General features: G+C 67.5%; 17 protein-coding genes. 10 read left to right on the forward strand and 7 right to left on the reverse strand.

The window, feature by feature from the left end:
* Nucleotides 1–39: 39 nt before the first annotated feature.
* The 4 genes from lldD to V6S85_RS00545 are packed head-to-tail and all read right to left on the reverse strand — an operon-like array spanning nt 40 to nt 3,631.
* Nucleotides 40–1,191, reverse strand: a complete 1,152-nt coding sequence (gene lldD, locus V6S85_RS00530; RefSeq protein ID WP_116568771.1) for an FMN-dependent L-lactate dehydrogenase LldD — start codon at nt 1,189–1,191, stop codon at nt 40–42.
* 35 nt (nt 1,192–1,226) lie between these two features.
* Nucleotides 1,227–1,946, reverse strand: a complete 720-nt coding sequence (locus tag V6S85_RS00535; protein WP_334347620.1) for an IclR family transcriptional regulator — start codon at nt 1,944–1,946, stop codon at nt 1,227–1,229.
* Nucleotides 1,947–1,996: 50 nt separating this feature from the next.
* The gene (locus V6S85_RS00540) at nt 1,997–2,758 is read right to left on the reverse strand and encodes an SDR family NAD(P)-dependent oxidoreductase (RefSeq protein WP_334347621.1); all 762 of its coding nucleotides are present in this window, start codon (nt 2,756–2,758) and stop codon (nt 1,997–1,999) included.
* Between the two features lie 9 nt (nt 2,759–2,767).
* Nucleotides 2,768–3,631, reverse strand: a complete 864-nt coding sequence (locus V6S85_RS00545; RefSeq protein WP_116568768.1) for an IclR family transcriptional regulator — start codon at nt 3,629–3,631, stop codon at nt 2,768–2,770.
* A gap of 131 nt (nt 3,632–3,762) precedes the next feature.
* Between V6S85_RS00545 and rhmD the strand changes: the two genes are divergently transcribed.
* The 7 genes from rhmD to V6S85_RS00580 all read left to right on the forward strand — a co-directional run bounded on the left by rhmD (nt 3,763) and on the right by V6S85_RS00580 (nt 11,599).
* Nucleotides 3,763–4,941, forward strand: a complete 1,179-nt coding sequence (gene rhmD / locus V6S85_RS00550) for an L-rhamnonate dehydratase (protein ID WP_334347622.1) — start codon at nt 3,763–3,765, stop codon at nt 4,939–4,941.
* A 23-nt stretch (nt 4,942–4,964) separates the two neighbouring features.
* Nucleotides 4,965–5,828: a fumarylacetoacetate hydrolase family protein gene (locus V6S85_RS00555; protein WP_334347623.1), complete on the forward strand. Its 864-nt coding sequence runs from the start codon at nt 4,965–4,967 to the stop codon at nt 5,826–5,828.
* Nucleotides 5,825–6,577, forward strand: coding sequence for an SDR family NAD(P)-dependent oxidoreductase (locus V6S85_RS00560; protein ID WP_116568765.1), 753 nt, complete (start codon nt 5,825–5,827; stop codon nt 6,575–6,577). The genes V6S85_RS00555 and V6S85_RS00560 overlap by 4 nt, the downstream gene beginning before the upstream one ends.
* A gap of 13 nt (nt 6,578–6,590) precedes the next feature.
* Entirely contained in the window at nt 6,591–7,493 is a 903-nt protein-coding gene (locus tag V6S85_RS00565; protein ID WP_334347624.1) for an amidohydrolase family protein, read from the forward strand.
* Between the two features lie 79 nt (nt 7,494–7,572).
* Nucleotides 7,573–8,670, forward strand: coding sequence for an L-rhamnose/proton symporter RhaT (gene rhaT / locus V6S85_RS00570; RefSeq protein ID WP_334347625.1), 1,098 nt, complete (start codon nt 7,573–7,575; stop codon nt 8,668–8,670).
* Between the two features lie 158 nt (nt 8,671–8,828).
* Complete coding sequence (locus V6S85_RS00575; RefSeq protein WP_165828933.1) at nt 8,829–10,232, forward strand: MFS transporter; 1,404 nt, start codon at nt 8,829–8,831, stop codon at nt 10,230–10,232.
* A complete protein-coding gene (locus V6S85_RS00580; protein WP_334347626.1) occupies nt 10,196–11,599 on the forward strand; it encodes a serine hydrolase domain-containing protein in 1,404 nt (467 codons plus the stop codon). The genes V6S85_RS00575 and V6S85_RS00580 overlap by 37 nt, the downstream gene beginning before the upstream one ends.
* A 51-nt stretch (nt 11,600–11,650) precedes the next feature.
* Here V6S85_RS00580 and V6S85_RS00585 read toward each other — a convergent pair whose 3' ends face one another.
* On the reverse strand, nt 11,651–12,331 hold the full coding sequence (locus tag V6S85_RS00585) for a TetR/AcrR family transcriptional regulator (protein ID WP_334347627.1): 681 nt from the start codon (nt 12,329–12,331) through the stop codon (nt 11,651–11,653).
* A gap of 348 nt (nt 12,332–12,679) precedes the next feature.
* Here V6S85_RS00585 and V6S85_RS00590 point away from each other — a divergent pair, with 348 nt between their 5' ends.
* The 3 genes from V6S85_RS00590 to V6S85_RS00600 all read left to right on the forward strand — a co-directional run bounded on the left by V6S85_RS00590 (nt 12,680) and on the right by V6S85_RS00600 (nt 17,887).
* Nucleotides 12,680–13,720, forward strand: a complete 1,041-nt coding sequence (locus V6S85_RS00590; protein WP_334347628.1) for an alpha/beta hydrolase — start codon at nt 12,680–12,682, stop codon at nt 13,718–13,720.
* A gap of 106 nt (nt 13,721–13,826) precedes the next feature.
* Nucleotides 13,827–15,488, forward strand: coding sequence for a tannase/feruloyl esterase family alpha/beta hydrolase (locus V6S85_RS00595; protein WP_334347629.1), 1,662 nt, complete (start codon nt 13,827–13,829; stop codon nt 15,486–15,488).
* Between the two features lie 167 nt (nt 15,489–15,655).
* Entirely contained in the window at nt 15,656–17,887 is a 2,232-nt protein-coding gene (locus V6S85_RS00600; protein ID WP_334347630.1) for a beta-glucosidase, read from the forward strand.
* A gap of 87 nt (nt 17,888–17,974) precedes the next feature.
* Here V6S85_RS00600 and V6S85_RS00605 read toward each other — a convergent pair whose 3' ends face one another.
* Together V6S85_RS00605 and V6S85_RS00610 are read right to left on the reverse strand one after the other, a co-directional pair.
* A complete protein-coding gene (locus V6S85_RS00605) occupies nt 17,975–21,373 on the reverse strand; it encodes a glycosyl hydrolase (RefSeq protein WP_334347631.1) in 3,399 nt (1,132 codons plus the stop codon).
* Nucleotides 21,374–21,441: 68 nt separating this feature from the next.
* The gene (locus V6S85_RS00610; RefSeq protein WP_116568755.1) at nt 21,442–23,001 is read right to left on the reverse strand and encodes a carboxylesterase/lipase family protein; all 1,560 of its coding nucleotides are present in this window, start codon (nt 22,999–23,001) and stop codon (nt 21,442–21,444) included.
* Nucleotides 23,002–23,013 lie beyond the last annotated feature (12 nt).

Consider the following 23,013-nt stretch of genomic DNA (forward strand, 5'->3'; position numbering starts at 1 on the left):
ATACAACTATGGGGGAGTCCCCGGCGGAGCAACCGAAATCTACGAACCTGCTGAAATCCCATTGGCCAGAATCGAGCCGTCGATCTCCGAGACGGCGTTGACGCCCGTCAGGGCCATGGCCACTCGCATTTCCTTCTCGACGAGATCGAGGAGCTGGCTGACGCCCGCCTGTCCATTGGCGGCCAGGGCGTAGGCGGCGGCCCGCCCAAGCATCACGCCCTTGGCGCCCAAGGCCAGCATCCGCACGACGTCCAGGCCCGAGCGCACCCCGCCGTCCGCCAGGACGGTCAGCTTGTCGCCGACGGCCTGGGCTATGGCCGGCAGGGCTCGCGCCGTGGACAGCACGCCGTCCAGCTGACGGCCTCCATGATTGGACACCACCACCCCGTCGGCGCCGAGATCGACCGCGGCCTTGGCGTCCTCGGGGTCGAGCACGCCCTTGATCACCAGCGGACCCTTCCAGCACTCGCGGATCCACTCCAGGTCCTTCCACTGGATCGACGGGTCGAAGTTGGCGCCCAGCCAGCCCATGAAGTCCTCAAGACCCGTATGGCCCTTCAGCACGGGGGCGACATTTCCCAAGGTGTGGGGTCGGCCCATCAGACCAACGTCCCAGGCCCATTGCGGCCGACCCATGGCCTGCATGATGCGGCGGAGCGAGGCGTGCGGGCCGCTCATCCCAGAGTGAGCATCCCGATAGCGCGCGCCGGGCACGGGCATATCGACCGTGAAGACCAAGGTGGTGGCGCCCGCCGCGGCCGCCCGCGCCAACAGGTCACGCATGAAGACGCGGTCGCGCAGGACGTAGAGTTGGAACCACAGGGGGCGACTCGAGGCGGCCGCCACCTCATCGACGTCGCAGACCGACACCGTCGACAGGCACAGCGGCACGCCCTTGGCGCTGGCGGCGCGCGCGGCCTGACATTCACCGCGCCGAGCGTACATGCCCGTCAGGCCCACGGGGGCCAGCACCACCGGCATGGACAGCTCTTGCCCAAAGAGGCTGGCCGTCGTTGAAACGCGCGAGACGTCCTTGAGCACGCGTTGGCGCAAGGCCAGATCGGCAAGATCGTCGACGTTGCGGGCCAGGGTGCGTTCGGCATAGGCGCCGCCGTCTATGTAGTCGAAGAGGAAGCGCGGCAACTTGCGGCGCGCGGCCTCCCGAAAATCGGTGGTCGAGGACACGATCATGGCGGGACTCGTTGGAGGCAGAAGGAGAGGGCGGCTCAGTATTCGGCGTAACCGAGGTTCAAGCTGATCGCCCTGGCGGTCGACCAGACCGGCTGGACCAGGGCGGACATGCGCGCGTCGTCCATATATTGCGGCAGGCTCGACAGGCTTACGGCGGCGACGATCGCCCCGCTGGCGTCACGGATCGGGGAGGCCACGCAGCGCACCTGATCGTCGTTCTCTTCGATGTCGAACGCTGCGCCCAAGCGCTGATATTGGATCATCCGCTTGATGAACGCCTCGGCCGCGTCGCCGCCCGGCGCGGGCTCCAGCACCGCGAGCGTCGCTCGCCAGTCGGTCTCGTCGCCGTCCAGCATCAGGGCCTTGCCCAGGGCGGTCGAGGCCAACGGCCGCGTTTCTCCGATCACTGAACGGACTTCTATGCGACGCGACCCGCGAACCTGATCGACATAGCGGATCGAGCCCCCTTCGCGGATGGCGAGGTTGACCGGGTCCTGTTCCTGACGCGCCAGCTGCTGCAGGTAAGGGCGCGCCACCGAGGTCAGAGGGAAGCGCTCACGCGCCAGGCCCTCCAGCCGCAAAAGCTTGGCGCCCAAGGCGTAGCCCTCGGCGGCCACCCGCAGAAAGCCGCGTTCGACCAGCGCCGTCGCCAGGCGGTGGGTGGTGCTTCGTGTCAGGCCGATCCGCTCGGTGAGAGCCTTCAGGGACAGCGGGCCATCACGCCCGACGACGTCGAGGACGTCGATCCCGCGCATGAGCGTCTGGGCTCCCTTGGCGGGGTCGCTCGGATCGGGCCCGGCCATGGCTACTGCAGGTTCACGAAGGCGCCGCCGTCAACCAGCAGGGCCGCGCCGGTGACGTACCTGGCCAGGTCCGAGGCCAGGAACACGATCGGGCCGGCCAGGTCGTCAGGCTCGCCCAGCCGGCCCAGCGGGATGCGGCCGGCCATGTATTCGCGCTTGGCCACGTCGGCCAGGTCTTCCTTGTTGATCGCCGTCTCGATGGTGCCCGGCAGCACCGAGTTGCAGCGGATGCCGTACTTGCCCAGCGCGATGGCGGTCGACTGCATCAGGCTGTGCACGCCGGCCTTGGTCGGGGTGTAGTGGGTCTGCATGCCGCCGCCGACCAGGGCGCTGATCGAGCTGACGGCGATGATCGCCCCGCCATCACCCTGCTTGACCATCTGGTTGGCCGCCGCCTGCACCATGTAATAGGCGCCGAACAGGTTGACCTTCATCGTCCGCTCCATGACCTCGGGCGGCATGTCCAGGAAGGCGTGGAAGGGGCAGATGCCGGCGTTGTTGACGAACACGTCGACGCGGCCAAAGGCTTCGACGGCGGCGTCGACGAACGCGGCGGCGGTCTCGACCTGGGCCACGTCGCCCTTCACAGCGATGGCGCGGCGGCCCAGGGCCTCGATCTGGGCGACGGCGTCCGCGGCGCCGGCTTCGTCGGAATGGTAGTTGATCGCCACGTCCGCGCCGTGCTGGGCGCAACCGATCGCAGCGGCCTTGCCGATCCCCTGCGAGGCGCCGGTCACCAGCACCACCTTGTCCTTCAGAAGCATCGCGTTTTCCTAGGGTTTCGCGGCGGTCTGGCGCCGGGTTTGAGCGGATCTGGACGCTGTCGCCGCAACGTCGGGGTCGGGCGCGCGCCAGCCAAGGTCGTGGCTGATCGCCCGCGCGGTCGCCCGAACGCTGACGGCCAGGCGCTCCATGCGCGCTTCGTCCATGTACTGGGCGGCGCTGGTCAGACTGATCGCGGCGATGATTTTCCCATCGACGCCCCGCAGCGGCGCGGCGACGCATCGCACGCGATCTGGATTTTCCTCCAGATCGAAGGCGACGCCCGCGTCCCGGTACGCCGCCATGCGCGCTAGCCAGCAGTCAACGTCCTGAGGATAGGCAAGGCCCTCATCGTCCTCGGCCTGGAAGATCTCACGCAGGCGGGACGCCGGTTCGTCCAGGAGCAGGGCCTTGCCCAGACCGGTCGAGCGCAACGGCTGGCGCTCGCCGATGCGAGAGCTGATATCGACACGGCGAGCGCCTGGGATCTTGTCCAGGTAGAGAACCCGGCCCTCGTCCAGGACGCCAAGATGAACGGTGTCGCCGCTTCCGCTGGAAAGCAGCTCCAGATGCTCGCGCGCGGCCTTGCCGACGCTGGTCTGGCGGCTGGCGATAAAACCCAGCTCCAGCAGTTTCGGGCCCAGGCCATAGCCGACGCGGGGCGCATAGGTCAGGTAGCGGTGTTCGACCAAGGTGGCGGCCAGCCGGTAGGTCGTGGTGCGGGTCAAGCCAAGCGCGCCGGCCAGCGCGCCCAGTTCCGTGTGGCCGCAACTGACAGCGTTGAGAATGTCCAAACCGCGGACAAGGGTGCGACTGGCGCCGCCCTTGGCGCCCTCGCTCTCCGTCTCGTCGAAGGGGGCTGAGGAATTTTCCATTCTGTGGTTGCCATAGCCAGAGAATGGAAATTATACAAGCAAGCAATACTGACTTTAACAGCGCGGCCGCCTCGTCGGCGCCGCGGGGTAAGCGGGTTCTGGCAGTCCGCGCGATCGTCGATGAGGGTTTGATGGCGTTTCCGAAGATCAAGCACGTTCGCGCCTTCGTCGTCCGAGGCGGCGGCGCCGACTATCATGACCAAGGCGACGGCCACTGGATCGACGATCACATCGCCACGCCGATGTCGCGCTACCCGGAATATCGCCAGAGCCGCCAGTCGTTCGGCATCAACGTGCTGGGCACGCTGGTCGTCGAGATCGAGGCCGCCGACGGCACGATCGGCTTCGCGGTGACCACCGGCGGCGAGCCGGCCGCCTACATCGTCGAAAAGCACCTGGCGCGGTTCCTCGAGGGGCGTGATCCGGCCGAGATCGAGAAGATCTGGGATCAGATGTACTTCTCCACCCAGTATTACGGTCGCAAGGGTCTGGTCGTGAACGCCCTGTCGGGCGTCGATCTGGCGCTGTGGGACCTGCTGGGCAAGCTTCGCGGCGAGCCGGTCTATCACCTGCTGGGCGGCAAGGTTCGCGACGAGCTGACCTTCTACGCTACCGGCGCGCGCCCCGACCTGGCCCAGAAGATGGGTTTCATCGGCGGCAAGATGCCCCTGCACCACGGCCCGGCCGAGGGCGAGGAAGGTCTGCGCAAGAACATCCAGGAACTGGCCACGATGCGCGAGCGCACCGGCGAGGACTTCTGGCTGATGTTCGACTGCTGGATGGCGCTGGACCTGAACTACGCCACCAAGCTGGCCCACAAGGCCCACGAGTATGGCCTCAAGTGGATCGAGGAAGCGCTGAGCCCCGACGACTACTGGGGCTATCGCGACCTGAAGAAGAACGCCCCCAAGGGCATGCTGGTCACCACCGGCGAGCACGAGGCCACCCGCTGGGGCTTCCGCATGCTGCTGGAGATGGAGTGCTGCGACATCATCCAGCCCGACGTGGGCTGGTGCGGCGGCATGACCGAGCTGGTCAAGATCTCCAACCTCGCCGACAGCCGCGGCGTCATGTGCATCCCGCACGGGTCGAGCGTCTACAGCTACCACTTCGTCACCACCCGCCATAACAGCCCGTTCGCCGAGTTCCTGATGATGGCGCCCAAGGCCGACGAGGTGGTGCCGATGTTTTCGCCCCAGCTGATCGGCGAGCCCGTTCCGGTGAACGGCAAGCTCAAGCTCTCCGACGCGCCGGGCTTCGGCGTCGAACTCAATCGCGAGGTCGGTCTGCACCGGCCTTACGCCCGCTAGTTCTCTCGAAGGTATTTCTCCTCATGAAACTGCTCCGCTACGGCCCAAAGGGGGCCGAGAAGCCTGGACTGCTCGACGCCGACGGCAAGATCCGCGACCTGTCGGGCGTGGTGTCCGACATCACCGGCGCCGAGCTGTCGCCCGCCAGCCTGAAGACGCTGGCCGCCATCGACCCGGCCACCCTGCCGCTGGTCGAGGGCTCGCCCCGTTACGGCGTGCCGGTCAACGGCGTTTCCAAGTTCATCGCCGTGGGGCTGAACTTCGCCGACCACGCCGCCGAATCGAACCTGCCGATCCCCGCCGAGCCGGTGCTGTTCACCAAGGCCGTCAGCTGCCTGACCGGCCCGAACGATCCGGTGATGATCCCGCGCGGTTCGGAAAAGACCGACTGGGAAGTCGAGTTGGGCGTGGTGATCGGTTCACGCGCCTCGTACGTCACCGAAGCCGAGGCCCTCGACTACGTCGCCGGCTACGTGCTGATCAACGACGTCTCCGAGCGCGCCTTCCAGATCGAGCGCGGCGGCACCTGGGACAAGGGCAAGGGCTGCGACACCTTCGGTCCGGTCGGCCCGTGGGTGGTCACCTCGGACGAGGTGGGCGACCCGCAGAACCTTTCCATGTGGCTGGACGTCAACGGCGACCGCAAGCAGGACGGCTCGTCCAAGACCATGATCTTCCCGATCAGCAAGCTGGTCTCGTACATCAGCGAGTTCATGACGCTGGAGCCTGGTGATCTCATCACCACCGGCACGCCGCCCGGCGTCGGCATGGGCCAGAAGCCGCAGCCCGTCTATCTGAAGGCTGGCGACGAAATCCGCCTGGGCATCGAGAAGCTGGGCGAGCAACGCCAGATCGTCGTGGCCTGGTCCAAGGAAGGCGTCCAATGAGCCCCCGATACGAAGGCCGCTTCGCCGGCCGCCGCGCCGTGATCACCGGCGGCGCCTCGGGCCTGGGCAAGGCCGTGGCCGCCCGCATCGTCGCCGAGGGCGGCAAGGTCGTGCTCTGGGACCTGGACCAGGCGCAGCTGGATTTGGCCGCCGCCGAGGTGGGCGCCGAACGGGGCGTGGCCCTGGACGTGTCCGACCCGCTGCAAGTGGCCGCCGCTGCGGCGGCCGCCAACGCGGTGCTCGGCGGCGTCGACATCCTGGTGGCCTCGGCCGGCATCACCGGCGCGACCACACCCGTGCACCAGTTCCCGATCGACAGCTGGAAACGGGTCATCGACATCAATCTCAACGGCGTTTTCTATTGCTGCCGCGAGATCGTCCCCTTCATGCTCGAGGGCGGTTACGGCCGCATCGTCAACGTCGCCTCGGTGGCCGGCAAGGAAGGCAATCCCAACGCCAGCGCCTATTCGGCGAGCAAGGCCGGGGTGATCGGCTTCACCAAATCGCTGGGCAAGGAGCTGGCGGGCAAGGGGGTGATGGCCAACTGCCTGACCCCGGCGGCCTTTGAGTCGCCGATCTTCGACCAGATGCCGCAAAGCCAGATCGACTACCTGCTGTCGAAGATCCCGATGGGTCGTTTTGGCCTGATCGAGGAGAACGCGACCATGGTCTGCTTCATGGCGTCGGAGGAGTGCAGCTTCACCACCGCGGCGACATTCGACACCTCCGGCGGCCGGACCACGTTCTAGGGGGAGGGCGCCCATGGCCTATTCTGGACCCATCGTCGATCCCCACATGCACCTGTGGGACCTGGATCGGCACTATTACGCCTGGCTTCAGGATAGGCCCCTGCCGCACAACCCGGCCGGCGACACCTCCGGCATCGCCTTCAAGTCCTTTGGCCTGGACGATTACCTGGCCGAGACCCGCGGCTGGAACGTCGTTCAGACCGTGCACGTCGAATGCGGCCTGCCGCCCAAGGACCAGCTGTCGGAGACCGACTGGCTGCAGTCGATCGCCGATCGTCGCGGCTTTCCGCATGGCATCGTGGCGGGAGCCTGCTTGGAACGCGCCGACGTCGAGCCGCTGCTGGAAGCGCACGCCGCGCGCCGCAACGTTCGCGGCGTGCGCCAGATCGTCAACTGGCACCCGGATCCGCTGAAGACCTATGTCGCCCGCGACCTGCTCCAGGACCCGGCTTGGCGGCGAGGCTTTGGCTTGTTGGCCCGCCACGGACTGTCGTTCGACCTCCAGCTCTATCCGACCCAGATGTTCAGAGCCGCCAAACTGGCCGCCGACCATCCGCACACGCCCATAATCGTCAATCACGCGGGCATGCCGACCGATCGTGACGAGGCCGGGCTGGCGCTCTGGGCCACCGGCATGGACGCCCTGGCGGCCCAGCCCAACGTCTCGGTGAAGATCTCCAATCTGGGCGGCGTGGATCCGGCCTGGTCCGCCGCCAGCATCGAGACGAGCGTCCACCAACTGCTCGACTATTTCGGGGTCGAGCGGGTGATGTTCGCCAGCAATTTCCCGGTCGATCGCGTCCATGGGGCCTTTGGCCAGCATATGGCCGCCTTCGACTACGCCGCTCGCGGGCTCACGATGGGCGAGCGCCAGGCCCTGTTCGCCGACAACGCCGCGCGAATCTACCGCCTGTGATCCGGCAAAAACGCCAAGCCGCCGCCAGAGCCGGCTGGAGGAAACCCATGATCGACCGATCGCACCCCAGGAGCCTCACATGACCCCCAACCCGTTGCTGGGCGTGCTTTTCCATTGGTTGGGCGGACTGGCCTCCGCCAGCTTCTACGTGCCCTATCGCGGTGTGCGCCGTTGGTCCTGGGAGATCTTCTGGCTCACCGGCGGCGTCTTTTCCTGGCTGATCGCCCCTTGGTTCTTCGCCGCCGTCCAGACCCGCGACCTGCTTGGGGTTCTGGGCCAGGTTCCGGGCCAAACCGCAGGTCTGTGCGTGCTGTTTGGAGCTCTGTGGGGCTTTGGCGGCCTCACCTACGGCCTGACCATGCGCTATCTGGGCCTGTCGCTGGGCATGGCCGTCGTGCTGGGCCTGTGCACGGTGTTTGGCACCTTGATCCCCCCGATCGTCCAGGGCGACTTCGCCGACAAATTGCTGGCCAGCGCCTCGGGCCGCATCGTCCTGCTGGGCTTGGCCATCACTCTGGCGGGCATCGCGGTGGTCGCCTTGGCCGGGGCGCGCAAGGACGCGGCCCTGTCGGACATCGACAAGAAGGCTGTCATCGCCGAGTTCTCGTTCAGGAAGGGCGTGGCCGTGGCCGTCTTTTCCGGGATCATGTCGGCGTGTTTCGCCTTTGGCCTGGCCGCCGGCGAGCCGATCAAGGCGCTGTCGGCGGCGGCCGGCACCGGTCCTCTGTGGACGGGGCTTCCGGTCCTCTGCCTGGTGATGTTCGGAGGGCTGATCACCAACAGCGTCTGGTGCGGTTATTTGATCGCGCGCAACGGCAGCGCCCGCCAGTGGCTGGGCGCGGTCAGCGCGGTTGAGACCGCCGATAAGCCCGCAGTCGCGGCCCTGACGCGCTCGCCCCTGCTGGTCAACTACCTGCTGTGCGCCCTGGCCGGAACGGCCTGGTATTTCCAGTTCTTCTTCTACACCATGGGCGAGAGCCAGATGGGCCGGCTGGGCTTCTCCAGCTGGACCCTGCACATGGCCTCCATCATCATCTTCGGCACGGTGTGGGGCTTTGCTCTGCGCGAGTGGAAGGACGCGCGACCGGGCGTTCGGGCCTTGGTCTTCGCAGGCGTGGGCCTGCTGGTGCTGGCCACGGTGGTGATCGGATACGGCAACAGTCTTGGTCAGGCTTGAACCCGACCACAAGCATGACACGCACGGCGGTCACAAGCCCGCCGGCTCGAATAACAAAACAATGTGTACTGCTTGTAACGATACTTGAGCGGCACGATCTTGGACAATGCGCGCCACGCGCGGGTCCTGCAACGCGCCGAAGAAACACAGGGTGGAATGTGAGCAACCAGTCGAGTTCGACGAACCGGGCCAAGGCCCTGGCGCGTCCCAGCCAGACCCCGCTGAGCGTTGGTAGGATCGTCAGCTACGGGGCCGGCGATTTCGCGTTCAATCTCAGCTTCGCCTTTTCGTCGCTGTTCCTGCTCTATTTCTACACCGATGTCCTGGGCATCAGCGCCGCGACCGCCGGCCTGATCATGATGGCGGCGCTGATCTGGGACGGCGTCGCCGACCCGATCATCGGCGCGATCGCCAATCGGACGCGCACGCGATGGGGGCGCTATCGGCCATACCTGCTGTTTGGCGCCGTGCCTTTGGCGCTGAGCGTGGTGGGGATGTTCCTGCCGGTGAAGTTCTCGGGCGTCGCCCTGGCCGCCTTCGCCCTGGCCAGCCAGATCCTCTACCGCACCGTCTTCGCCAGCGTGAACATCCCATATGTCGCCCTGTCCGCCCGACTGACCTCCGACACCGATGCGCGCGGCAAGCTAGCCGGCGCGCGGATGCTGTTTGCGATCACCTGCGGGGTGGCCATGGCGGCGTTCACCCTGCCGCTGGTCAAGGCGTTCGGCGGCGGGCGCGGCGGCTTCCTCGGCGTCAGCATCCTCTACTCCACCCTCGCCGCGGCCGTGCTCATCCTGTGCTTCTTCCAGACCGAAGAGAGCGTGGCCGAAGACCCGCACGACAACCCCGATCTTCGCCAGCTGATCGCGGCGTTGTGGGTCAACAAGCCCTTCCTGCTGCTCTTGCCCGCCACGATCCTGGGCTCGACCGCCTACACCATGTCCGGCAAGGCCCTGGTCTACTACCTCAAATACTGGGGCGGGGCGGAGGCGATGGTCACCCTTGGGCTGATCACCACCCTGGGCGTTTCGGCGCTGGCGCTGCCGCTCTGGATGATGCTCTCGCGTCGCCTGGGCAAGCGCTCGACTTGGCTGTGGGGCGTGGGATTCAATGTGGCCGCCTATCTGGGCTTTTTCATCCTGTCCCCGCGTGATGGACCGGTGCTCTGGCTGCTTCTGGCCACGACGGGCGTGGGCAACGCAGCGTTCGTCCTGACTTTCTGGTCCATGCTGCCCGATACGGTCGAGTACGGGGAGTGGAAGACAGGCGTGCGCACCGAAGGCGCGATCTTCGGGCTCATCAGTTTCGCGCAGAAGGTGGCCCTGGGCGTCGGCACCGGCATGATCGGGGTGATGCTGGGACAGTTTGGCTATGTCGCCAACGCCGTCCAGACGCCGCGCACCCTCCACGGCATCGTAGTCCTCTACGCCCTGGGCCCGGGTCTGTTGTTCGCCGCGAGCGCCGTGGCCATCTGGCTCTATCCCATCGACGCGGTCACCCATCGCCGCCTGGTGCGGGCGATTGATTGGCGACGCGCGCGCCGCGCCGCCCGCCCGCGCTGAATGTCCCATTTCGCAAGAGGCCCCAGCTCATGAGCAAATTCGAAATCGCGACCCCAGGGGCGCCGGGGCAGGGCGGGTTGGACCGCCGTCACCTCCTGACGATGGGCGCAGCCTCGGTCCTGGGCGCCCTTGCGGGCTGGCCGAGCCAGGCCGCCGAAGCCGCGGACCGGTTTGTCTGGAAGGTCCGCGACCCGAAGACTGCGGGCATGTCGGCCGCCGGTTTGGCGGGGATCGGCGCGGCCATCCAAAAGCAGATCGACGCGGGCGTCATCAATGGCGCGGTCAGCGCCGTGGCCCGGCACAACAAGCTGGTCTGGCATGAGGCCCAAGGCCTGGCCGATCCCCTCAACAACGTTCCCATGCGCAAGGATTCGATCTTCCGCATGATGTCGTCGACCAAGCACGTCACGGCCGTCGCCGTCCTGATGATGGTCGACGCCGGCAAGTTCGCGCTGGAGGATCCGATCAGCCGGTTCATGCCGGAATTCAAGGACATGAAAGTCGCCGTCGGTCCGCCCGACGCCAAGGACGCCGCCCAGGTCCATCTGGTCCCGGCGAACCGTCAGATCACCGTTCAGGATCTGCTCACCCATACGTCTGGCCTGCCGGCGGTGGGCCGGTTCGCCTCCGGTCCCACCAAGCTGGTCAACCACCTCGAGCGCGCGCCAGGCGACACCCTGGCGACCTGGACCCCGAAGCTGGCGACGCAGGCCCTGGAGTTCCAGCCCGGAAGCCGGTTCCTCTATTCGCCGCTTGAAGCGCACGGCACGGCGCTGCGGATCGTCGAGATCGTTTCGGGTCAACCGGCCGACAGGTTCATGCGCGAGCGGATCTTCGAACCGCTGGGCATGGTCGACACCTATTTCAATGTGCCCAAAGCCAAGTCGAGCCGGATCATTCCGCTCTTCGACCGGGTCGATGGCGCCTGGAAGCCCGCCCAACACATTCTTGGGCCTGGGCCCTATACGTATATCGCCGGGGGCGGGGGGCTCTGGAGCACGGCGCGTGACTTCATGCTCTTTGACCTGATGCTGCTCAATGGGGGCAGCCTGAATGGACATCGTCTGCTCAAGCCCCAGACGGTGGAGCTGATGCGCAAGGACCATGTCGGCAAGCTGTTCAAGCAGTGGTTCCCACCGCTCACCGGCCACAGCGGCTTTGGCCTTTCGGTGCGCATCGTCGAGGATCCCGCCAAGTCCAACGGCCGAAGCATGGGCGCCTATGGATGGGGCGGGGCCTACGGCACCGAGAGCTGGGTGGAGCCCGAACGCGATCTGGTCGCGGTCTTCCTGATCCAGATGGCCAACCCGCCGTACGGCGCCTATCAGCCGTTTGAGAAAGCCATGCAGCAGGCCATCATCGCCTGACGGCGGCGCCGGCGGCGCGCCAGGTGCGTCACCGCTGGCGCCTCGGCGTGACTATCGAGCGACCGTCGGCTTGGTCTTGGGCTTGGCGGCCGCCGAGCTTTTCTGGCTCGGCGGGGCGCGGCCCTTGTCAGCAAAGACGCCGGTTTCGATTCCGGCTCGCAGCAACCGCTTCAAGAGGGGGATGGCCCCGAGAACACCTTCATCGCCCGGTTTGAGGATGTTCATCACCGACAGCCCGCGAACGGTCCCGACGATCAGCTGCCGCAGGGCCGACGAGGGGCCGCGCGGAAATTCGCGAGACAGCTCGCTATGGGCGGTGGCGTCTATCCGCGCGATGATCGGCGCCAGTTTCTGAGCCAGCTCAGGGTCGCTACGGGACCCTTGCATGATCTCCTGGACCGCCACCCCGGCCGGGCGGCTCAACACCTTCCAGGCGGCCTCGGGGTAGGCTAGCAGGCGCTCGCGCGGATCGTCGATGCCCGCCAGAAGTTCATGATAGAGCTCGACCTCCTCGGCGAAGACCTCCTCGACCACGAAGACCATGAGGTCGGCCTTGGACGGAAACTGGTGCAGCATGGCGCCGCGGCTGACCCCGGCGGCCTCGGCGACATTGATGGTGGTCGTCGCGCCATAGCCGCGGGCGTACAGGCTTTCGACCGCAGCTTCCAACAAAGCCGAGCGGGTCGTAGCGCTGCGCTCGGCCTGGGTTCGACGTTGTCGTTTTTCCGTCACCTGCATCCTCGTCGTCGCCCCCCGCCACATCTGAGTGGGCGATTCTCGCAGCCATTATGCACTCAGATCAAGGCTTTGAAGCAGAGCCTCAATTTACACCCCTGCTTCGTCTCTTCGTCCGGCCGGCGCGACGCGCGTCAGGCCCCGCCAAGGGCCGCGCCGCCATGCGCCTGGCCCTCGACAACACGGACAGGAACAGGGCGAACGCCATAAATACACTTGAACCATCCAGGATGGAATGTTTGTTTATTCCGGGGCTCGATGGGGACCCTCGGACGCCCCAACCAGCCGCTCACCCGCGGGCCGATCCTCCCCGCCGCGCTGACCCCTCTGATCGTCGGAGCCATCATGAAACTTCCGCTCGCCGCGCTGGCCGCCCTGACCGTGGCTTTGTCCGCCTGCGCCTCGCAGGGCCCCGCGCCGTCGACGCGGCCGATGGCTTCGCCGAGCCCGGCGCCGTCGCTCCAGACCCCGGCGCGCCACGCCATCGACCGGCAGACCTTCCAGTACGCGACCAAGGGCGGGGAGAAGCTCTACCTTGACCGCTATGTCAGCCGGTCCGCCCCCTCGGGCAAACGGCCGGTTCTGATCTTCTCGTTTGGCGGCGGCTGGGAGAGCGGCCAGCGCTACGATGCGATCATCGCCGACTTTGCCGAGTACTTCGCCGATCGCGGCTATGTTGTCGTCTCGATCGACTACCGGCTGGGGATCAAGGCCGCCAAGGCGAGCGGGCAGATGACCGCCGCCAACGCCCTGGACATGTACCTCAGGGCGATTGATCTGGGCGTTGAGGATCTGTTCGACGCGACCAGCTACGTGGTCGGTCAGGCGCAGGCCTGGAACATCGACCCTACCCAGATCGTGATCTCCGGAAGCAGCGCCGGCGCGACCAACTCGCTGGTGGCCACCTACAATCAGGTCAACCAGACCGAACTGGCGCGCGCCCATCTGCCCCCAGGCTTCCGATACGCCGGCGCGATCTCGATGGCGGGCGCCTTCTGGCTCCCGGCCAAGACGCCCCTGACGTGGAAGAGCGCGCCCCCGCCCATCCAGTTCATCCACGGGGCCAAGGATCAGCTGGTCACCTATGATGAGCAGCAGGTCGCCATCGCCGCATACGGACCGGTCTATGCGCAAAAGCAGCTGGCCGCCCAAGGCTATTCCAGCTGGTTCATCGATCTGCCCCAGGGCGACCACCTGCTGTCGGTCGGGGCGATGTTCGACTATCGCGACGAGATGGACGCCTTCATGCGCAGGATGATCGCTCAAGGCCAGCAGATGACGATCCACACCGTGGAGACCGACAAGACCCCCAAGACCTTCGGCAACCTGGGGGTCATCTACGGGGCGGCTTTCAAGGCCGCCAAGGAGCGCCACGCCGAGCCCTGAGGCGACGCCCGGCGCGAAATATTAATTCCGGTCCACAAAAAACAAGCTAACTTGTTTTGATGTGCTCTTGATGCGATGAGCGCCTGATAATCTAGGGAGGAAACCCGTGCGCCTGAAGCCTTCGACTCCATACCGGGCCAAACCTGGGGCGCTGGCGCTGGGCGGGGCGGCGACGATCGCTGGTCTGGTGCTGGCCGCCCAGACGATCGCCCCCGCGGCGGCATCGAAGGACGCAAGCGACAAGGCCGCGCCGGCCGAGCGTTGCGCGGCGCTGAAAGGCCGGACCCTGGGCGGCGCGGTCGTCGAGAGCGGCGAACGGGTCGCCAAGGGCGACACGCTCCTCAAGACGCCGTTCGGCGAGGCCAAGGCGCGGGCGGACTACTGCAAGATCAAGGCGAAAACCTCCTCGGGTCCAGGCTCGACGATCAAGTTGGAGGTCTATCTGCCCAACGACTGGAACGGCAAGTTGTGGGGCGTCGGCGGCGGCGGCCTCTCGGGCGGCCTTGCGACGGCGGGCCTGACCCTGGGCTCGGCTCTGGAGCAGGGCTATGCCGGGGTGGCGACGGACGCTGGCCATGACGACGCGCCCGACGCGGCCTGGGCCATCAACGCGCCGATCAGGATCAGAGACTTCGGCTTCAACGCCAACCATCTTGGCGTCCAGGCCGCCAAGGCCGCGATCGAGACCTATTACGGACAGCCGGCTAAGAAGGCCTATTTCCACGGTTGCTCGAACGGCGGCCGCGACGCCTTGATGCTCGCCCAGCGCTTCCCTCAGGATTATGACGGCATCGTCGTGGGCGCGCCGGCGGCCAACTACACCGGCGTGATGGCGTCCTTCGCCCGCAACCAGAACCTGTTCACGTCCACCCCCGGCGCCCAGAGCCTTTTGGCCAAGCTCCCGCTGCTGCACGACGCGGTCATGCAAAGATGCGACAAGCTCGACGGCGTGGCCGACGGGGTGCTGGAAGATCCCAGCGCCTGCAAGTTCGATCCGGCGCAACTGCAGTGCAAGCCGGGGCAGGACCCGGGCAAGTGCCTCACCGCGCCGGAAGTCGGGTTCGCCCGAGCGGTCTATCAGGGGACGCGCGGCCGCGACGGAAAGCTGATCTATCCCGGTTTGCCGGTCAGCAGCGAGTACAACGCCTCGTCTGTCGGTCCTTTGGGCTGGGGGCCCTGGTTCATGTCCCCGCCCTATACGGGCTCGAACCTGGCCAAGGAGTTCTACCGAGGCCTGGTCAAGCAGGACGTGAAATGGGAGCTGGCGAGCTTCAACCTGGATCGCGACAACGCCGAGGCGAAGGCCAAGGTCGGCGCCGACCTGGATGCGCTCGATCCCGACCTGAGGCCTTTCCTCAAGCGCGGCGGCAAGCTGCTGATCTATCACGGTTGGGAAGACGCCGCGATCCCGGCGCAAGCCACGCTGGACTATTACGCCGCCATGCGTAAGCGCACGGGCCGCGCGGCCGACGACAATGTTCGCCTGTTCATGGCGCCCGGCATGAACCATTGCGGCCAAGGCCCCGGTCCCAACACTCTGGACCAGATTGGCGACATCGATCGCTGGATCTCCAGCGGCAAGGCGCCGCAACAGATCATCGCGGTCAAACCCTCCAATGGGTTGGCCGCGTTCTTTGGCGCAAAGGTCCAGGTCGCGCGTTCGCGTCCGCTGTGCGCCTACCCGATGGTCTCCACCTACAAGGGCTCAGGCTCGACCGATGAGGCGGCCAATTTCTCCTGCAAGCTCCCCAGGGGCGTGAAGGGATAGTCATCGGGCGCGATCGGCCTTTGGCGCCGGTCGCGGCGGGCCATGGCCCCAGAACCGGCCCAACCACGAGCGGGCTCTCCTGTTGAGGACAGCCCAACCACGACGCAGCAGGACGACCCGAACAGATCGAGCGCGGCCTGCGGACACGCTGTTTAAAGGGACTAACGATGAAGCGCTGGACCTCATGGATCGCCATTGCGGCGTCGACAGCGGCGATGGGCGCCCACGCCCAGGCCGCGCCCAAGTCTGGGACGGCGGGCAAGATGGCCGTCGTATCCTCCGCCGAGGCCGACCGCCAGGCCCGGCGTCTGGTGGCGGCCATGACGACCGAGGAGAAGCTCCAGCTCCTTCGTCCGCTGGCGGCGACCTCGTTCCAGATGGCGCCCGGCGCCAACACCTTCCCCGAAGGCACCCGCAAGCCGCCGCCGCCCGGGGCGATCAGCTCGGCCGGCTATGTTCCGCCGATCCCCCGTCTGAAATGGCCGGCGCTGCAGGAATCGGACGGTCCGATCGGCGTGGCCAACATGAAGTCGTGGATCCGCGGGCTGGACGACCAGGCCACGGCTCAGCCCTCGTCCCTGGCCTGGGCCGCCAGCTTCGACCCGGCCCTGGCGCAAGCCGCCGGCGAGGTCGTTGGCGATGAGGCCCACGCCAAGGGCTTCAACGTCATGCTGAGCGGCGGGATCAATCTGGCGCGCGAACCGCGCAACGGACGTAATTTCGAATATGCCGGGGAGGATCCCTTGCTCGCCGGGGAGGTCATCGGCGCCAGCATCGCAGGCATGCAGAGCCGAAACGTCGTCTCGACCATCAAGCACTACGCGCTCAACGATCAGGAGTCGGGACGCGGGGTCCTGGACGCCCGCATCGCGCAGGGCGCGGCGCGGGAGTCGGATCTTCTGGCGTTCGAAATCGCCATCCAGCGCGGGCGGCCGGGCGCGGTGATGTGCTCCTACAACAAGGTCAATGGCGACCATGCCTGCGAGAACGACTGGCTGCTCAACCGCGTGCTGAAGGGCGACTGGGGGTATCGGGGCTGGGTGATGTCCGACTGGGGCGGGGTCCACGACATGCGCAAGGCCGTCGCCTCCGGCCTGGACCAGCAATCGCCCCAGGGCGAGGACCTGTTCGCCGCCCTACCTGAAGCGGTCGCCAAGGGGGAGATCCCCATGGCCCGGATCAACGACATGGCGTTCCGGATCGTGCGGTCCCTGATCGCCGTGGGCGGCCTGGAAAATCCCGCCAAGCCCGGCGGCAGGATCGACGTGGCGCGCAACGTCGCCGTCGCCCAGAAGCAGGCCGAGGCCGGGGCGGTCCTGCTCAAGAACGACGGCCTGCTGCCGCTCGAAGGCAAGCCCAGGATCGTGGTGATCGGCGGCTACGCCGATGTCGGCGTGCTGCTCGGCGGCGGCGGCTCGATGGTCAACCCCCATGGCGGCATCGTCCATCAGGACAATGCGGTGGGGATGGCGGCGCTCAGCAAGTGGAGCTTTGCGCCGTCCTCGCCGCTCAAGGCGCTGCGCGCCCTGCGTCCCGATCTCGAGATCGTCTTCGACGACGGCAAGGACGCCGCGCGCGCGGCGGAGGCGGCGCGCAAGGCCGACATCGCCATCGTCTTCGCGCTCAAGCTCGCGACCGAGAATTTCGATGTGGCCGACCTGTCGCTGCCCAACAAGCAGGACGACCTGATCGCCGCCGTCGCCGCGGCCAATCCAAAAACCGCGGTCGTCCTGGAGACCGGCAATCCGGTCACCATGCCCTGGCTCGGGTCGGTCAAGGCGGTGTTGCAGGCCTGGTACCCGGGCCAAAAGGGCGGTGAGGCCATCGCCGCCCTGCTCACGGGCCAGGTCGCGCCTTCGGGGCGCCTGCCCATCACCTTCCCGCAGAGCGTCGAGCAATTGCCCCGCAAGACGATCGACGGCTACGATCCCAAGGCGAGCCTGTTCTCACCGCCGCCTAAGCCGTTCGCCGTCGACTACCATGAGGGCAGCGACGTGGGTTATCGCTGGTACGAACGCGAGAAGCAGGAGCCGCTGTTCCCGTTCGGCTACGGCCTGACCTATACGCGCTTTGAGCACACCAACCTCAAGATCGAGGGCGGGGCGGACCTCAAGGTCAGCTTCACCGTGACCAACGTCGGCAAGCGGGCCGGGGTCGACGTCCCCCAACTCTATGTCGCGCCGCCCGGCCGCACCCACCGTCTGGCCGGCTGGTCGCGGGTCGCGCTGGCCCCCGGCGAGAGCCGCCGCGTCACCATCAGCGCCGATCCGCGCATCCTGGCCAGCTATGAGACCAACGGCTGGCGGCGGGCGGCGGGCGACTACGACGTGCGCGTCTCGCCCTCGGCCAAGCTGTCGGGCCTGCAGGGCACAGCGCGGCTGAAGGCCGCCAAGCGCTAAGGCCGGGCCCCGCAGAGGAGCTCGCCCAGCAATTAGGGCCGCGTCGACGACGCGGCCCTTTTCTGTGTTCGGCGAGGGGACGTCGGCCTAGGGGCGCGAGGGCGGGGCGGCCTCCTCCGAGACCAGGCTGACAGGACCCAGCAGGCCGGAATCGAACAGTGGAGACGCCGGGCCGTAGAAGGCCATGGGAGCCACGGTCACCGGTTTGACGCCCGGCTGCTTGTCGCCGATCAACCGGTTGCGCCAGAGATTGACCACGCGGATGGAGACCTCGTTGCGGCCCGGGCGCAGCATCCCGGTGACGTCGACCTTGTAGGGCGCGTTCCAGGCCAGGCCGGCGTCCTTGCCATTGACCGACACCGACGCCAGTTCGCGCACCTGACCAAGGTCGAGATAAACGCGCTGGCCGCGACGCAAAGCCGCCCGCGGCACGTTCACCCGGGTCTGATAGGTGGCCGAGCCGGAATAGTATTTCATCGCCGGATCGCTCGCCTGGGTCCAGGAGGTCAGCTGATCCAGGGTGGTGGGCGGAGGGGCGGCCAAGCCAGGGCCAAAGCTCAGCCGCCATGGCCCGCCGACAGCCGTCAGGGTCTTGGTCGCCTTGGCCGGGGCAGTGAACCTCTTGAGCGCGGTGGGCTTGCGGAACACCACGAACACCGCCTCGTGCGGCTCCAGGCGCAGAGCGGTTTCGGTTCCCCCGTCCCGGGCAGTGAAGCTGGCCGGCTCCATCGTCGCGTTGGTCGCCCGCCAGATCTCGGGAGCCTTGCCCTCCACGCGGAACAGGCCGCGGACGTCCTCGGGGCGATCCTTTTGGTTCGATACGAAATAGATGTCGGCCTCGCTCGTGCGGCGGTGGAGCGACAACAGCTGAGCGTCCGGCGAGCCGGTCAGGCGCTGATCGGGCGTGACCTTCTCGGCCGCCAAGGCCTGGTCGAGGCTTGCATAGACCTTGCCAGCGCCAAGCGCGCGACCGGCCGGACCGATCGGGTCGCGCCCCCAGACCTCCTCGGCCAGAGCGGCGATCTTGTCGTCGGACGAGGCTTGGCCAAGGCCGCCGACCGGCCGGGGCGCCACCAGGACGGCGCCTGCGGCCACCAGGTCGCGAATCTTCTGCAGCGCCGGCAAGGTCATGCGCGTCACCTGAGGCGGCGCGAACAGGATACGGTAGCTCATGCCCGACGGCGTCACCACGCGGCCATCCTTGACCGACAACAGGGTGAGCAGGGCTTCACGATTGACGTAGTCGTAGGCGTAGCCCGACGGCACATCGGTGTTGGCCCGGGTCCGGAACAGTTCCGTCAACGTCCTGTCCTCGCCGTAGAAATAGGCGACGTCGGCGACGTAGCGGCCCTGCTGCAGGAGGTAGGAGGTGCGCGCCAGATAGGTCAGCCAGGGGGCGGCGTCCTCGGCCCAGGTCTCATTACGATTGAAGTACTGGCCGAAGATCGCCAGCGTCAGGCCGGGCTTGGCGTCGACGAGCGGCTGTTGGCGCGACTCGTGCAGCAGGATGCGATTGACGCCCAGAGCGAAGATCTGATCCGCCACGGGCTTGAGCATGGCGGGCGAGAACGACCACGGATCGGAACCGGCCGCGACGGTGAGGGACTCCGCGGCGGCCAGGGGCTTGCCGTAGACGTGGGCCGCCGACGCGGCCTCCTGAAGATCGGCTTTGAGCGAGAACTGACCGGGTCCGGAGGCGAAGTTGCGATACCAGAACTCCGCGGTTGGGATGTCCGACCGCGCCTTCAGGGTCATGCCGTCGCCGAGCACGCGCGGATTGTCGCCTGAAGCCTCGGTATAGTAGGCCATCCCCCGTTCGTGGGCGGCCTTGGCCAGAACGGAATAGTGGGCGTCGGCGACTAGCTCTTTGAGGGTGAGGCGATAGTCCCAGAGGAACCGCTCGCTGGCCTCGGCGCTGTCCACCACCCGTCCGGCCAGCACCGGCGCGAACGGCATCGGATCGTAGCCGCGCCGCGACTTGAACTCGTCGAGCAAGGCGGGGGTCCAGTTCTGGAAGCCGGCCTCCCAGCTGTCGGTGATCAGCGATCCCACGCCGTCGGCGCCAAGCTTGTCGCCGCTGGCGTCCTTGTAGAGGTCAAGATAGGTCTGGGCGTAGCGGCCGACAGCGGCGGGGTCGAGCTTGTCGACCTCCAGCCCGGTGGCGTCCGGCTCGGCTGGCCCGTTGGCGTGGCCAGTCAAGGTCCAGCCAAAGCGCAGCACCGTCCAGTCGCCCTTCGGCGGCGTCCAGTCCAGGCGCCCGTCGGCTGAAAGCTTGCCTGTCAGATCGATGACCTGACCCGCGGCGACCACCCCGTCGGCGAGGGACGCAGGCGTGGCGGCCGCATCGGCCTCGATGGAGGTCTGGAAGCCGGCCTTGGCTTCGAAGCGGTTGACGCGGGCCCCCGCCAGGAACTCCAACCCGTTGATCGTCACGGCCTTGGGCGGCGGCGCGACCTTGGCCATGGACGGCGGCAGGCCGGGCAGGGGCGGGGGCGGCGACAGAAGCCGCAGGACGATGCGAAACCGCTGGGCCTGCGTTGTCGGGAACGACAAGGTCTGCTGCGGCGCGGGGTGCTCCACGCCGCTGGGGGCGACGAGATCCTGGCGGGTGAGGGAGCGCCAGGCTCCGTCAGGATCCTGGGCCAGGACCTCGACGCTCACCCCCGTGGGCGTAAGCAAGGCGATGGCCGACAGACGCGCGGGCGCGGCGAAGCTGGCCTCGACCCAGGCCGACCCGTCCGCGGCCAGGGGCAGGCGGGCGCCCGCCGCCGTCGCGCCGGCGACCAGTTTGGCCAGCTCGGCGCCGGGATCGTTGGCGCTCAGTTGCGGGGCAGGCGCCTTAGTCTCCAGGACGGGCGTGGGGAACGCCACCACGAACCCCTCGCCATAGAGCGGGCCGGCAAGCTGCTTGGCGGCGCTTTTCTCCGCCACGCCCTGGAACGGCCCGATGGCGAGGGGGGGCGCGACCAAAGTGATCGGCGTCTTTGCGCCGACGATGCGGGTCTCGCTCCACACGTACTTCTTCATGCCGTCCGCCGGCGGCACGAACACCCCGCCGGTCTGGCTCCAGCCAGGCGAGGCGGCGATGCCGACTTCCATATCCGACGCGCGGGCGGTCTGCATCGATTGACGGAAGACCTCGCGCCAGCCGGGGCTCATGAAGGGCAGGGGCTTGTCCACGAGCTTGGGCTCGCCAAAGCCGCCGCCCGAGAACAGATGTACGCCGCCAACGCCCACGCGCTGCATCCATTCCAGGTCAAGCCTTGCGCCTTCGGGCGTGACATTGCCGTTCATCCAGTGCCACCACAGTCGCGGCTTGGCCGCCTGCGGCGGTCGCACGAAGCCCGCCGCCAGAGACTGCGCATCGGGCTCAGCCAGAGCCTGTGGCGACCACGACAGCGCCGACATCGCCAGCGCGCTCGCGCAGGCGAGCGCGCCTCGGCGGGTCATCGCCGAGCCAGGCCGAGGTTGAAGGTTGCGCGGCATGGGCGGGCTCCTATGGGGCGTCAGAGGCGGAGGATCGGGCGAGGGCCAAGCGTCTGGCCCGGTACATATCAGGGATGCAGCGCCTGCAGCGCCTTGAGGGCTTCGGGCCTTGGCGCCGCGCCCGCCCTTGGGCCGCTATTGGTGAAGTCCATGATCGGCGCCGCCAGCGGCTCGAAGCGCGGCCAGGCGGGCGCCGCCTCGGCCCGCGGCGCGCCGGTCTTGGCGAAGCTGGTCCAGTAGGCGCTGAGGGTCTCGGCCAGGACCGCGTCCCTGGCGTCCAACGGCCAAGAGGAGGCCGCCAGGGTCTTGAAGACGTAGGGCCGCTCGGTGGCGTGGGGCGCGCCCTTGAAGGTCTTGGGGGCGGCGTCCGCCAGGACGGAGAACTGGTAGGCGTAGGTGGGATGGCCGTTGCGGGCGTGGAGCCGGGCCAGATTGACCGCCGGTTCGACGAAGATGAAATCGCTGAACACGTGGTCCGAATAGGTCTGCGCGTCGGGGTAGGCGGCCTTCAGGTTCGCCTTGGCCTGGGCGGTGAACGCCGGACTTGCGCTCAGCGACATCTCGAACAGCGCCGCGGGGACCGGAAATTCCAGGCTGTTCCAGCCGATCAGGTAAGGCGCCGGCGCCTCCAGGCCCAGGGCGAAAGCCTGCGCCGGGGTCCGCGTCAGCAGTTGGCCGTCGAGCATCGGGCCCTGGCCCTTGAGGATTTCGATATCCCCGGCCTGGACGATGGCGTCGGCGCTGAGGCCGCGTAGCTGCGCGGCGCTGGCGTCTTGCAGGCCCAACTGTTGGGCGAAGGCGACGCCCGACGCCGAAGCCTCGTCCACCGACGCCATGCCTTCGCGGCCCAGGCCCGATTGCACGACGGCCTTGGAGAACAGGTCGCGGGCGATCGGCGAAACCATCAGCGCGTTGACGGCCGCGCCGCCCGCGGACTCGCCGAAGATGGTGACCTGGGCGGGATCACCGCCGAACCGGTCGATGTTGTCGCGCACCCAAGACAGCGCCGCGACCACGTCCATCAAGCCGTAGTTGCCGATCATCTCGCCAGGCGCGCTGGCTTTCAGCGCGGGATGGGCGAAGAAGCCAAAGCGGCCCAGGCGGTAGTTGAGGGTGACGACCACAACGCCCTGCTTGGCCAGGGCCTGCCCGTCATAGAGCGCCGCCGTACCCGAACCGTTGGCGTAGCCGCCGCCATGGATCCACACCATGACCGGCGCGCGCTTGGCCTTCACCGGCGCCCAGACGTTCAGCGTCAGGCAATCTTCGCTCATCGGCGGCGGCCCAACGCCGTTGTCGGTCGGATTGTACTTCTGCTGGCAAAGGGCGCCGACCTTGTCGGCGGCCCGCACCCCCGGCCAGGCCTGGACCTTCTGGGGCGGACGCCAGCGCAGCGGCCCGACCGGCGGCGCGGCGTAGGGGATGGCCTTCCAACTGGAAGTCACCCCGTCGCTCAGACCAGCCAGGCGACCCGAAGCGATCTTCACCACGCTGACACGCGCGGGAGGGTCGACGGGCGGGGCGGCGGCCTGGGCGGCGGCCTGGGCGCGGGTCATGGAGGGCGCGGCCAGGGCGGCCACCATCAGCATGGCGTTGAACGGACCGGTCAGGCGATTAGGCGAGCGCATATGAGGGTCTTC

The organism is Caulobacter sp. CCNWLW153 (genome assembly GCF_036889365.1).
GTDB lineage: Bacteria > Pseudomonadota > Alphaproteobacteria > Caulobacterales > Caulobacteraceae > Caulobacter > Caulobacter radicis.